Raw genomic sequence first — 13,773 nt, forward strand, 5'->3', positions numbered from 1 at the left:
TTATCCCTCTTTTCAATTTTCTAATATCAAATATTTTTTTATAGATTTTTTTACTTTTTCAAAAGTTTCTTCATCTTTAACTTCAATAGTATGTATGTGAATTCCACCGGATAACTCCAATAATGGTGTTGCGTTAGTTGTTTTTATTAAGCTCATAAATTTAATAATATCATTTTCATTTTCTACATCTATTCTTCCCTTTATTTCTCCATATATTGGATGTTCCACTACAACATCCAAAATTTTTCCTCCTGCTTTTACAATTAAAAAAAGTTCATCTTCTATTTCATCAGAAGAATGTTTTACTGCTATCATTTTTCTTATTCCTTTTTCTCGTTCTAAAATATATCCTTCTCGTGTTGAAGAAATATTATAACCTTCTGTTTTTAATTTTGATATATATTGTATTATCATTTGCCTACTTACACCTATTTGTTCTGCTAAATCCTTTCCTTTAATTGGAGTATTAGTTTTCATTAATATGCTTAAAATTTTATCTTTTTTTTCCATAATACACCTCAATTTCTTCCTTTAAACCATTAATATAATCTTCTATTATTTTAGATTTTCCAACAGCTATTTTTCGAGCTGTTTTTGTATGCATAAAATCTTTCAATTTTAAAATTTTTTCATAAAAATGATTAATTCTTTCATTAATACTTCCACCATTTTTATGCATAAACACTCTTGCAATTCCAATATACCCTAAAGCATCTAATCTATCTGCATCTTGTAAAATTTTTGCTTCTAAAGTTTCAGGAATAATTTGTTTTTTAAATCTATGATTATTTATACAATAATAAACCTCTTCATAATATGGATAATTAATACTGATCAAAAATTCTTTTGCTCTTTTAGCACCTTCTTCAGCATGATCTTTAATAACCCCTTTTAATTCATCAGGCCTAGCTATATCATGTAATAATGCAGAAATAGTAACAATTTCTTTATTTGCTTTTTCACTTAAAGCAATAATTTCTGCAAATTTAGTTACCCTTAAAATATGTCCTAAATCATGTGTATGATCCAGATCTTGTTCTAATAAAAATTTATATGTTCTTTCTATAAAATTCATTTTTATCACCTGTTTTATTATATCATTTCAAAAAAATAATTCAAATATTACATTTATATATTATATGAAAAATATTTAAATATAATTAATGCCAATTAATTTGTAATAAATGATATTACAAAATTATTTATTTTTTTATTAAGTTGTATAGTATTGACAAAACTACTATCAAGAGAGAATATAAAATAAAAAGTCATACTTATTAGAATTTTATTTATTTTGAACAGAAAGATGATTGTAAATATGAAAGAGAAAATATAACCACTACATTATATACATTTGAATACAAAAAGGTTTTAATTTTATTTATCAACTATAAATCCTCTTCTTGCAAAGTGATAGCAATATAAATACCAAAACATTCATAACTTCAATAAAATATGAAATACATGTAAAAAAATAACCTGGAATAAAATTTAGATTCATTTAATTAGTTTCTAAATTTATTGTAAAATTAGAAAATTATAATATTATATATTTCTAATTTTTCTTTTTTATAGGAGGGTAATATGGAAAATAAAATGAATATGAAAAATATGTCTAAAATGATGATGATTCAAGAAAAGTTAAAAACATTGCCCGAAGGCATGAAATCAAATACTAATAGGTACTGGTGTGCTACTTGCAAAAAATTTTTCAGATTGAATAAACCAAAATGTCCTTATATGACTAATATGTGTATTAACACTCCAATTGCTGTAGAAAATTTATCTGCTGAATCTCCAGAAGCAATTGAAAAGTTTGGATTATATTACCCTAAAATTCCTCAAAAATTTCTTGCAAAAATAATAAAAAATCCAGAAAATTTAGGAAAAATATTCGCTAAAACCTATATTGAATTTTTAGATAATTGGAATATTAATTATACTAATCAACCAATTCAAACAATAAAAAGTTTTGTTATTATAATAAGTGGATGTGAAACTGCTCAAAGGATCAACGAACAAGATATCGCTTTTATTATTATGGATCCGGAAAAAGTTTGGCAAGATAAAAATGTTTTAAAAGATATTATAAATGAGGGAGTTAATTATTTAAAAGAATTTCTAAATTTAGATAAAAAAATTATAATAGATTTTATTAATATATTTGGCGAAATGAAAATCGGTAAATACTATTGTCAGAAATGTGGCATGTTGTTTGAATTTGGTAAAGAAAGAGAAAAAGTAACGTGCCCTTTAATGCCTCAAAAGTGTATGTTTGATCCAATAAACATATCAAATGCTAAATTTACTTTTGAAGAATTAAATAAAATGTACAAAATCACACCTGAAATATTTAAAATGATAATAGAAAAAGTCGAGCATAGAAACGGAAGAGAAATATTGTCTAAAATATTATTAGATGATTGGAATTTAAAAATTGAAAATGATGAACTTTTTGAACATTTAGGTATTAAATAAAGGGCCATTAAGAGCCCTTTATTTCATCTTTTTCAGATTTTTTCAAAGATTTAAAAACTAAATCATATGATATATCTATTAACCATTTTATTTTTTCATCAGGAACATCTTCATTAATATATACTGTATTCCAATGCTTCTTATTCATATGATATCCAGGAATAATCCCTTTATACTCTTCTCTTAATTTTTCTGAAAGAAATGGATCGCATTTTAAATTTACCCAAAATCTTTCACTATTAATGTTCGTTAACGCAAACATTTTAGATCCAACTTTAAATACCATATTTTCTTCATCAAATGGAAAATCAATCCAAACTCCCTTTTTGTTTAAACAATATTCTTTTAAATTTTCTAAATCCATATTATTCACCTGTTTTTTGATAATTTAAACTCCAGTTTATACCGTATTTATCAATTAAAGTAGCAAATTTTGCCCCCCAAAATGTGTCTTGTAATTCCATATATATCTTTCCGCCTTCACTTAATTTTTCATATATATTAATTATTTCTTCTTCAGACTCGCAATTAATATTTAAAAAAACCATATTTCCTTCCACAACCTCTGCATAATCAGAAAAATATAATATTTGATCTTTTATTTTTAATTCCCAATGCATTATCTTTTCTAATTTCTCTTCAGGCAAATTTTTTTAAATTCATCAGAACCATCTTTAAATCTCATCAAGTATGTGATTTCACCTCCAAATACTTTAGCATAAAAATTCATAGCTTCTTCACAATTACCTTTAAAATTCAAATAAGGTATTATAATCATTTTTTTACCACCCTTTATGATATAATATGTATAACAATTATATCATAATTTAAGAGGTGATTAGATGAATACTATTGATTTAGTAGTTGAAAAAATTGTAAACGGTGGATATGGATTTGCCAGGTATGATAACAAAATATATATGATAGAACATGCTTACCCAGGTGAATTTGTAAGAATTAATGTAAAAAATAATAAAAAGGATGTATATTTTGCAGAGGTTATAGAATATTTAGAAAAGTCACCATACAGGAATAGACCGATATGTCCTCATTTCCAAGAATGTGGTGGGTGTCAAATGCTTGATTTAGAGTATAATGAACAACTAAAAATTAAAAAAGATATTGTAAAAGAACAAATTAGAAGAATTGGAAAACTAAATGATGAGTTAGTATTAGACGTTTTTGAATCAGATGATATTATAGGTTATAGAAGTAAAATGGAATTTGCCTTTTCATACAATAAAGGAAATATTAAAATCGGATTAAAAAAGAGAAATAGCAATGAAATCGTAGATATAAAAAAATGTTTAATTGCACCAAAAGAATTTAATAGTACAATATCCGAAACAAGGAAAATTTTTGAAGCATTAAATTTAAAAATATATAATCCTAAAACCAAAAAAGGTGAATTTAAACATTTAGTATTAAGAAAATCATTTTCAAAAAATGAATTAATGTCTATTTTCATTACAAAAACAGAATATATATCAAATTATAAAAATTTTAAATCATTAATAAAAGAAAAAATAAAGTCAGATTCTATTATTCATGTTATGAACGGATCTGATTCAGTTGTATTAAGAGGACCATATAAAACATTAAAAGGTGAAGGAGTTATTAAAGAAGAATTCGATGGTTTTGAATACCAAATTCCACCTACAGCTTTTTTCCAAAATAATTATAATGTAACCAAAAAAGTTTTAAACGAATTTGTTAAAATTATTAAAGAAGAAAAAATTTCTGGTACATTATTGGATTTATATTCTGGCGTTGGTTTATTCTCAATATATTTAGCACCTTTATTTAAACATGTTACAGGAGTAGAAAATAACGTCATATCGGTTAAAGCAGCTCATTCTAACGCTAATATAAATAATATAAAAAACACTTCTTTTGTTAAAGCGGATGTTAAAGAATTTATTTCTCAATATGATAAAAAAGTGGATTTATTAATAGTAGACCCTCCAAGAAATGGAATTGATAAAGAAGTTTTAAACAAAATTTTACAATTGAAACCTAAAAATATTTTCTATTTATCTTGTGATCCAACAACATTATCTAGAGATTTAAATATATTAAACGAAGTTTATAGAATCGAGTTTATAAGACCTTTTGATATGTTCCCTAATACATTTCATATTGAGAATTTTGCGTTTTTAAAGTTAAATATTGACAATTAAAACTAATTAAAGTTAATTTCCTTTAGTTATTGAAAAAAAACAATGTTTTTTGGTATAATATGATTTGGATAATAAAATTTGGAGGGAGGACTTTCCATGGAATTTATTTCTAAAATTAATGTATTACCTAAAGTTCCAGAAAAATTATCTAGATTACCAGAATTAAGCAAAAATCTTTGGTGGACATGGAACTATGATGCTCAGGAGATATTCGAAAGAATAGATGAAAAATTGTGGATTGAAGTAAACAGAAATCCAATACTATTTTTAAAAAGGGTAAGCCAAAAAAAATTAAATGATGCTGCAGAAAATAATGCTATTATTGCACTATATTCATTAGTTATGGAAAAGTTTGACAATTACATGAAAGCAGAAAATACTTGGTTTAAATCTACTCATCGCGAATATAAAGGTGGAGAATTCGCATATTTCTGTGCTGAATATGGTCTTCATGAATCATTCCCAAACTACTCTGGTGGATTAGGAGTATTAGCAGGAGATCATTTAAAATCATCTAGCGATTTAGGGATACCTCTTGTAGCAGTAGGATTATTATACAAACAAGGGTATTTCGAACAAAGAATCAACTCCGAAGGTTGGCAAGAGTCTATATTTAACCCATATGATTTTGATAATTTCCCTGTTGTCCCTGTAAAAGATAAAGAAGGAAATGAATTATATATTTTTGTTGAATTGGATAATAGAAAAGTATACGCTAAGGTATGGAAATTACGAGTTGGAAGAATTAATTTAATTTACTTAGATACAGATATACCGCAAAATGATCCAGAAGACAGAATGATTACATACCAATTATATGGTGGAGACCAAGAAATGCGTATAAAACAAGAAATATTATTAGGTATTGGAGGGGTTAGAGCTTTAAGAGCTCTTGGATACAATCCATCTGTATGGCATATGAATGAAGGACATTCTGCATTTTTGGGTTTAGAAAGAATAAGAGAATTAGTTCAAGAAGGACTAACTTTTAAAGAAGCTATTCAAGCTGTAAAGGCAAGCGGAGTATTTACAACTCATACTCCAGTTCCAGCCGGTCATGATGCATTCCCATTTCATTTAATGGATAAATATTTTAAAAATTATTATCCACAATTAAAAGCTTCTAGAAGAGAATTTTTAGATTTAGGAGCAGAAATAAGACCCGATGGTTCAGAATTATTTTCAATGACCGCATTAGCTTTAAATTTATCTTCTAGAGCAAATGGTGTAAGTAAATTACATGGTGAAGTTTCAAGAGATTTAGCTAAAGATGTATGGAAAGGTTTAGAGGCCGTAGAAGTTCCCATTACACATGTAACTAATGGCGTACATGCTACAACATGGATTTCAAAAGAATTACAAGATTTATTTAATAATTATTTAGGAAAAGATTGGCATGAAAAAGTTGATGATCCTGACTTATGGAAAAAAATAGATAATATACCTGATGAAGAATTATGGAATGTAAGGAAAAATTTAAAAAAGAAATTAATCGATTTTGTTCATAATAGAACTATAAAACAAAGAATGAGACATGGTGAAACTGTTGAACAATTAGAAGAAGTAGAAAAAATATTAGATCCTAACGCTTTAACAATAGGATTTGCTAGAAGATTTGCAACTTATAAAAGAGCTACTTTGATTTTTAGAGATTTAGAAAGATTAAGTAAAATATTAAATAATCCAGAAAGACCTGTACAATTAATATTTGCTGGTAAAGCTCATCCTGCAGATAAACCAGGACAAGAATTAATTAAAAGAATATATGAAATTTCTAGAATGCCAGAATTTAAAGATAAAATAGTATTTATAGAAAATTACGACATGAATGTTGCAAGACATTTAGTTGCTGGAGTAGATGTTTGGTTAAACAACCCTAGAAGGCCAAGGGAAGCAAGTGGAACTAGTGGTCAAAAAGCAGGAATGAATGGTTCTCCTAACTTCAGCGTACTAGATGGTTGGTGGGTAGAAGGTTATAATGGTAAAAATGGATGGGCTATTGGTGATGAAAGAGATTATATTGACTTAGAATTACAGGATAGAATTGATAGTTCATCAATATATAACACATTAGAAAAAGAAATTGTCCCTCTATATTATGATCATAATGAAGAATTAGGTGTTTCTAGAGAATGGATAAAAATAATGAAAGAATCTATAATATCTGTTACATCATTTTTTAACACTCATAGAATGTTAAAAGAATATACACAAAAATTATATATGACCGCTGCTGAATTAGGCACAAAATTTACAAAAGATAATTATTCTATTGCAAAGAAATTTAGTAATTGGGTGGAAATATTAGAGAGAAACTGGGATGGCATTAGAATAAAGGTTTTATCTAATGTTAATGAAGACGTTGAATACTCTACAGGAGGAAAAATAGAAGTAAAAGCTGAAGTATATTCTCCAGGAATTGGACCTGATTCGATATTAACGCAAATAGTTTTAGCAAAAGTTGAAGATAATAAAATTGTTTCTTTAAAATCTTTTGACATGAAACTAATAAAAGAAGTCAATAAAGATACATATTTATACGAAGGTGAATTTGAAGTTGACGAAAGAGGACAATACGGTTGGAATGTTAGAGTAATACCTTATAATCCAATAATGCCATATCAACATTACTTGATAGGATTTGTTAAATATCCTCAGTAAAAATAATATCCCATACGTATGTATGGGATATATTTTTCATATTTATAATAATAATTATTTTAATTTTACCTTTAAAATTACTGGGTTATGATCAGAATATTCAAATTCATAGTTTAATGTTTTTACATATTCAATATCAATATTCGGTGAAACATAAAATCCATCAATAACAGTAACAAAATTTTCTCCTTTTTTATACGGAAATGCTACTGACCTATTAGTTGGATTTGATATATCATATCCCCATTTCCAACCATCAATTTTCATATTTTCTGGTAATTCTACATAACTTTCTGGTTTTTTTTCTGTATAATTAAAGTTTGTTTTTGTAAATTCACTATTCCAATCCCCGCCTATAATTACATAATTTCCTTTTTTAAACTCATCATTAGCTATATTTAAAATAAATTCTAGTTGTTGTTTTCTTAAAGTTCCTCCAGAGTCATATGCACTAGGATGAATATTTATTATTACTAAATCTTTTTCTTTATTTGTAGGAATTCTAGATAAAATAACACATCTGTCTAATTGAAAAACCTTTGTTGGCCAACTATATTCTCCAGGTAATTTATACCTTTTAGCTTCCTCTATTTTATATTTTGATATAGTTGTTAAACCAGATAATACTTTTCCCATAGGCTTTGAAAAAGGTACAGGAACAAATAATACATTGTAATTAGTTGCAAAAGCTATATTATAATTATTCTCAAAAACATTATTTTTTAAATACTCTAATTCATTTATATTATTACTTCTATGACTATCAATATCAATTTCTTGAATCAAATATATATCTGATAGATTGTTTTTTAAAATTTCAGCTATACCTTCTAAATTTTTTCTTACTCTTTCTTTTGAAGGAACAGATGTTTTACCACCATCTAAAAAGAAATCCTCATCTTTTCCCAAACCAGCATATCCTATATTCCAATTAAAAATAACTAATTCATCAGGGGCAATATTTTCTGAATAACTTTCTATATTTATATTTTCAATATTTTTAGGATTGTAATCTGTAAATGTCCCAAATAAAATAACTCCAGGAAAATATAATATAATAGCAACAATAACAATAATAACTACCTTTAACCATCCAGGTATTTTCTTTTTACCCATATAACTATCCCCTTCCTGATAAAATTAATAATAAAACTTTAATATATAAAACAATTTTAATATTAAAACTTATTATTTTTCAAAAATATTTTCCTCTTCTTATCATTTTTAATATCCATTATAATATCGCCATTTACCTCTAAACCTGCATGAATACCTTTTGATGAAAATATTGTATTATTATTTTCTTTAAATACTATTTTTATTTCAGAACTTAAACTTTCATTTACTCTACCAATCATATCTCCATTTTTAGGAGCTAATAATATATTTCCTTCATTTTTTATTATCTCAACTTCAATAAGATATTTTTTTCTTACTACTTTAAAAGATATTTTATTTTCATTATTTTCTAGATCATATATTTTTGCTCCATTATATGTAGTAAATTGATAAATCTTTCCATTTAAATAAAATCCTATTATAAATCCTACAAAATAACTTTTTCCAAAAGGAACATTTGCTATTGATGCTGAAAAAGATGCATCATAATTTTCAAAATTATTAGATGATGCCCATATCCATGATTTTGGAAATGATTTTCCCCAATCTTTTTCTATATAACCATTACCATTACTATAGTCTTTTTTTTCTCCTTTAACAGTAACAGTACCATGTACATTATGATTAAAACTTAATATTCCATGATAACATTCTAAAAAATTTAAAAATCCATATGGTCCCATTGCACCGGGATTAAATAAATTTACAGGCCAAGGTTTTATATTTTCAAAATTTAAATCAGCAGAAAAATCTTCAAGATTTAAAACTAATTTTTCTAAAGAAAAAAAATTATTCCCGATTATAACACTAAAAGGATTATTTATATATTTAAAATCTGTAATACTAAATCTATAATATTTAGAAAAATTATTATTATCAATAATTTGTATAAAAGAATGAGAATCTTTTCCAAGTGAAATTCCAGGTATAACTGCAAAAACATATTTTTTTAGAGTATCAGTATGCTTAAAATACCATCCTTCAAAAAAAATTTTTTTGCCTTTTCCATGATAATTTTCAGGATTCCATATATTCATTTAATTCCTCCCTATTTTTTAGTTCATCTCTTTTTCTTCTGTATTCTAAAATTGGTAAATCACCGGTAATTAAATTTTCATTCATTCTTAATTCGCTTTTTTTAGGTATTTGTTTTTCAACTACAACTTTGTCTTGATTTAAAACCTTTTTATTAAATGGTATAGCAAACCACCCGATTATAGTATTAATACTTTTTGACTTTGTAAACTTATTATAAAATCTTAAATATATTTTTGTATGTTCATCGTCTATAGGAACAAAAGCTGCTACTACCCTTATTTTTTCTGCAATATGATTTTCCCAGAAATTTGGAAATTTAAATTCCAAATAAACCTTACTAACATCTTCTTGAGATAATTCATTAGGCTTTTTAGCAGGGGTTCCATCTTCTATTCTGCTTTTCATATAATAATAAAACATGGTATCATCTGTCCATTTAATAATGGGCCCATCCATTACAGTTCTGTTTCCTTTTCCAATTGTATTATAATGAACAAAAGGTACATGAATAGGATCTAATTGATTTTCAATAGCTCTACTATAATGAACGTTCCATAATTCATTAAATTCTACAAACGAAAATTCATCATCAATATCTTCAAAAAATGAAGGGATATTATCAGGTTTTTCATCGCCATACCAAACCCAAATAAAATTAGCCAATTCATATGTATAAAACGATTTTACTTTAAAATTATCTGGAACAGGCGTATTTCTACCATTTGCTGGTATTGTTTGAACCTTTCCAGTTGAGTCATATTCAAAACCATGAAATGGGCACATAACTCTTTCTCCATTATTTAAAATTTTTCCATGAGAAATTGAAGCCCCTCTGTGGCAGCAAATATCAGAGATACAGTTAATATTATTATTTTCATCTCTCCAAAGAGTTAATTTTTCACCAAATCTAGTAATACCAATTAAATTTCCTTTTTTTAGTTCATTAGAAGAAAGTATTATATACCATTGATTTTTAATCATAATATCCCCCCATTCTATGTTATCATAATTATACCATAATATTAACGTTATATAACAAAAAAAATCACTCCCGAGTTGGGAGTGATTATAATACTTTTTTACCTTCTATATAAACACTTTCAGCTTTTGCTCTGATATCAAATGGATGATAATTCCATATGGCAATATCTGCATCTTTTCCAGGTTCTAAAGAACCAACTCTATCATCTATTTTTAATATCTTTGCTGGGTTTATAGTTAACATTTTAATTAGATCCTCTTCTTTTGCTCCATATCTCATACCAAGTGCAGCCTGTACATTAGCATGTTCAAGATGTAGAACCGGATGATCACACATTAATCCTGCTAAAATACCTTTTTCATTAATTATTCTTAAAACTTCAAAAGACAAATCTTTTAATTCTAATTTTGTTCTAAATCCAAATAAAGGTCCTAACACTAACGGAATATTCTTTTCTTTTATATAATCTGCAACTTTATAAGCTTCAGTTGCATGCTCAATTACCAAATCAAAACCGAATTCTTCTGATAATCTAATAGCGGTAATTATATCATCAGCTCTATGGGCATGGATTCTTGCGGGTATTTCTCTTTTTAAAACTTTTTCTCCTATTTCCATTTTTAAATCAAAATCATTAAATTCTCCATTTTCTTTCTTTTTCATATAATTTTTAACCTTTAAAAAATATTCTCTTATTACAGCTACACTACCAAGTCTTGTTGAAGGTAACTTTTTTTGTGAACCGTACACTCTTTTTGGGTTTTCACCCATAGCCATTTTTAATCCAGCAGGCTCTTTAATAATCATTTCATCTACTATTTTGGATTTAAATTTCAAAATTGCGCCTTGTCCTCCTATAGGATTAGCACTTCCAGGAACAACCATTACTGTTGTAACTCCACCTTCTAAAGCCCTTTTTATAGCAGCATCCTCTGGATAAAAAGCATCTATTACTCTTACTTGTGCAGTATTTGGATCAGTCATTTCATTTCCATCTTGATAATAACCTTCACCAACACCTTCTTCAAAAACACCTATATGAGAATGAGCGTCAACAAATCCTGGAAAAATAAACTTTCCTTCTACATCAATTATTTCGTCTGCCTTAACTTTAATATTTTTACCAAGTTTTTTTATTTTACCATTTTCAATTAATAAATCTCCTTTAAAAGGTTCAGATGTAATAGGATAAATATTTGCGTTTTTAAAAAGTATTTTCATAATTTTTCCCCCTTTATAATAATTTCATACAAATTATATCATAATATAATTCGTAAAGCAAATTAATTTTATACAACTTTTAACATTTAGGTCTAATTTTTTTGAATATTGAATTTGAGTTTTTTCTACTTAAATTGTCCATTATACGACATATTGTATTTAATATAATATCATGATACAATATATCGTGTTAAAAGTTTTTTTAGGAGGGAAAACTATGGATTTAATTTATGATTATATTAATAACAACGATTGGAAAGTTCGAGAAAATTCTAATATGCAATATTCACTTCAAGGTTTAAATAATCACATTCATCAAGAAATAACTAAAAGATTTTGGCTAAATGAAATTTATGATAAACATAATAAAAAAATAAGCGAATATCATAAAAATGGATTTATGCATATTCATGATTTAGGAGCATTATCTGCATATTGTGTTGGTTGGGATTTAGAAGAGCTTTTAAGAAAAGGGTTTAACGGCGTTCCAGGCAAAGTTGCTTCCGGACCTGCAAAACATTTTAGAACTGCTTTAGGTCAAATTGTTAATTTTTTATATACAATGCAAGGTGAAGCAGCAGGAGCTGTAGCTTTTTCTAATTTTGACACTTTATTAGCTCCTTTTATAAAATATGATAATTTAAATTATAATCAAGTTAAACAATCAATACAAGAATTTATTTTTAATATGAATGTTCCAACACGAGTTGGATTTCAATCTCCATTTAGCAATATCACAATGGATTTAACTGTCCCTTCAACTCATAAGAACAAAAAAGTTATTATAGGCGGAAAAGAAAAGAATGATAAATATTGTGATTTCCAAAAAGAAATGGATATGATTAATAAAGCTTTTATTGAAGTAATGCTCGAAGGAGACTTTGACGGAAGACCTTTTTCATTCCCTATTCCAACATATAATATTACAAAGGATTTTGATTGGAACAGTGACGTTGCAACAATGATAATGATAATGACTATGAAATATGGAACTCCTTATTTTGCTAATTATATTAATTCAGATATGAACCCTGAAGACGCAAGATCTATGTGTTGTCGATTAAAATTAGATAATAGACAAGTAATAAACCATATGCAACAACTTTCATTTGGATTTATTAATGAAGACAAAAAAGAAAATGAAAATACTGAAATTAAAAGAAGAGGAGGATTGTTTGGTTCTAATCCATTAACAGGGTCGATTGGTGTAGTTACAATAAATATGCCAAGATTAATGTATTTATCTAAAGGAGATAAAAATAAATTTTATCATTTACTTGATGAAGTCATGAATTTAGCAAAAGAAAGCCTTGAAATAAAAAGGATATATGTAGAAGAATGGACAAAGCAAGGTTTATACCCATATACCAAAGTATACCTTGATAATGTTTATAAACTAACAGGACAATATTGGGCTAATCATTTTTCTACTATTGGTTTTGTAGGAATGCATGAAGGATTATTAAACTTTGGTATTGAAGATGGAATTGTAAATATTGAAGGAAAAACATTTGCTCAAGAAATAATGGATTATATGCTAAATAAATTAAATGTATTTAATAAAGAAACTGGAAATTTATACAATTTAGAAGCATCTCCTGCTGAAGGAACATCACATAGATTGGCTAGAATAGATAAAAAAGAATTTGGAGATAACATTAAACATTCAGGTTCAAATGAAAAACCATATTATACTAATTCTGTACATCCTCCTGTAAATCATTTTGAAGATCCATTTGATTTACTTGATCATCAGGAAGGATTACAAAACAAATGGACAGGTGGTACAGTAATTCATATTTTTATAGGTGAAAAAATCACAGATGCAGAAACTTTAAAAGAATTTATTAAGTTTAGTTTTAAAAATTATTCTCTACCTTACATGAGCATTACTCCAACATTTTCAATTTGTCCTGAACATGGTTATATTTCTGGAGAATATTTTGAATGTCCATATTGCGGGAAAAAAACAGAAGTATATTCAAGAGTTGTTGGATACTATAGACCTGTTCAAAATTGGAATGATGGAAAACAACAAGAATATATTGAAAGAATAAAATTTAAAATTAATGATAAAATCTTAAGGAGTTAAGA

General features: G+C 26.5%; 13 protein-coding genes. 4 read left to right on the forward strand and 9 right to left on the reverse strand.

Translation table 11 applies throughout. The features are described from left to right. Positions 1 to 12: 12 nt before the first annotated feature. Positions 13 to 510, reverse strand: a complete 498-nt coding sequence (locus AS160_RS03970; RefSeq protein ID WP_206528071.1) for a transcription repressor NadR — start codon at positions 508 to 510, stop codon at positions 13 to 15. Then, complete coding sequence (locus AS160_RS03975; RefSeq protein ID WP_165145222.1) at positions 494 to 1,075, reverse strand: HD domain-containing protein; 582 nt, start codon at positions 1,073 to 1,075, stop codon at positions 494 to 496. The genes AS160_RS03970 and AS160_RS03975 overlap by 17 nt, the downstream gene beginning before the upstream one ends. 509 nt (positions 1,076 to 1,584) lie before the next feature. On the opposite strand from AS160_RS03975, the gene AS160_RS03980 reads away from it, so the two are divergent. Further along, on the forward strand, positions 1,585 to 2,478 hold the full coding sequence (locus AS160_RS03980) for a hypothetical protein (RefSeq protein ID WP_165145224.1): 894 nt from the start codon (positions 1,585 to 1,587) through the stop codon (positions 2,476 to 2,478). A 7-nt stretch (positions 2,479 to 2,485) separates the two neighbouring features. Here the strand turns inward: AS160_RS03980 and AS160_RS03985 are convergent, their stop codons facing one another. Genes AS160_RS03985 through AS160_RS11220 form a run of 3 tightly spaced genes read right to left on the reverse strand, consistent with a single transcriptional unit; the run spans position 2,486 to position 3,256 of the window. After that, positions 2,486 to 2,842, reverse strand: coding sequence for an MmcQ/YjbR family DNA-binding protein (locus AS160_RS03985; protein ID WP_165145226.1), 357 nt, complete (start codon positions 2,840 to 2,842; stop codon positions 2,486 to 2,488). Position 2,843: 1 nt separating this feature from the next. Further along, positions 2,844 to 3,125: a VOC family protein gene (locus AS160_RS03990; protein ID WP_206528072.1), complete on the reverse strand. Its 282-nt coding sequence runs from the start codon at positions 3,123 to 3,125 to the stop codon at positions 2,844 to 2,846. Beyond that, complete coding sequence (locus AS160_RS11220) at positions 3,107 to 3,256, reverse strand: hypothetical protein (protein WP_206528073.1); 150 nt, start codon at positions 3,254 to 3,256, stop codon at positions 3,107 to 3,109. Before AS160_RS11220 ends, AS160_RS03990 begins: the two co-directional genes overlap by 19 nt. Before the next feature lie 64 nt (positions 3,257 to 3,320). Between AS160_RS11220 and rlmD the strand changes: the two genes are divergently transcribed. Both rlmD and glgP read left to right on the forward strand, forming a co-directional pair. Next, the gene (rlmD, locus tag AS160_RS03995) at positions 3,321 to 4,658 is read left to right on the forward strand and encodes a 23S rRNA (uracil(1939)-C(5))-methyltransferase RlmD (protein ID WP_165145228.1); all 1,338 of its coding nucleotides are present in this window, start codon (positions 3,321 to 3,323) and stop codon (positions 4,656 to 4,658) included. Between the two features lie 96 nt (positions 4,659 to 4,754). Beyond that, positions 4,755 to 7,319: an alpha-glucan family phosphorylase gene (gene glgP / locus AS160_RS04000; protein ID WP_165145230.1), complete on the forward strand. Its 2,565-nt coding sequence runs from the start codon at positions 4,755 to 4,757 to the stop codon at positions 7,317 to 7,319. Positions 7,320 to 7,373: 54 nt separating this feature from the next. Here glgP and AS160_RS04005 read toward each other — a convergent pair whose 3' ends face one another. The 4 genes from AS160_RS04005 to AS160_RS04020 form a co-directional block, all read right to left on the reverse strand. After that, positions 7,374 to 8,435, reverse strand: a complete 1,062-nt coding sequence (locus tag AS160_RS04005) for an endonuclease/exonuclease/phosphatase family protein (RefSeq protein ID WP_165145232.1) — start codon at positions 8,433 to 8,435, stop codon at positions 7,374 to 7,376. A 62-nt stretch (positions 8,436 to 8,497) separates the two neighbouring features. Then, a complete protein-coding gene (locus AS160_RS04010) occupies positions 8,498 to 9,475 on the reverse strand; it encodes a tocopherol cyclase family protein (protein WP_165145234.1) in 978 nt (325 codons plus the stop codon). Next, entirely contained in the window at positions 9,456 to 10,457 is a 1,002-nt protein-coding gene (locus AS160_RS04015; RefSeq protein ID WP_165145236.1) for an aromatic ring-hydroxylating dioxygenase subunit alpha, read from the reverse strand. Before AS160_RS04015 ends, AS160_RS04010 begins: the two co-directional genes overlap by 20 nt. Positions 10,458 to 10,542: 85 nt before the next feature. Beyond that, complete coding sequence (locus tag AS160_RS04020) at positions 10,543 to 11,679, reverse strand: amidohydrolase (protein WP_165145239.1); 1,137 nt, start codon at positions 11,677 to 11,679, stop codon at positions 10,543 to 10,545. Positions 11,680 to 11,896: 217 nt separating this feature from the next. Here AS160_RS04020 and AS160_RS04025 point away from each other — a divergent pair, with 217 nt between their 5' ends. Beyond that, on the forward strand, positions 11,897 to 13,771 hold the full coding sequence (locus tag AS160_RS04025) for a ribonucleoside triphosphate reductase (RefSeq protein ID WP_165145242.1): 1,875 nt from the start codon (positions 11,897 to 11,899) through the stop codon (positions 13,769 to 13,771). The last annotated feature ends 2 nt before the right edge of the window (positions 13,772 to 13,773 follow it).

This window comes from Marinitoga sp. 38H-ov, from assembly GCF_011057715.1.
Lineage (GTDB): Bacteria > Thermotogota > Thermotogae > Petrotogales > Petrotogaceae > Marinitoga.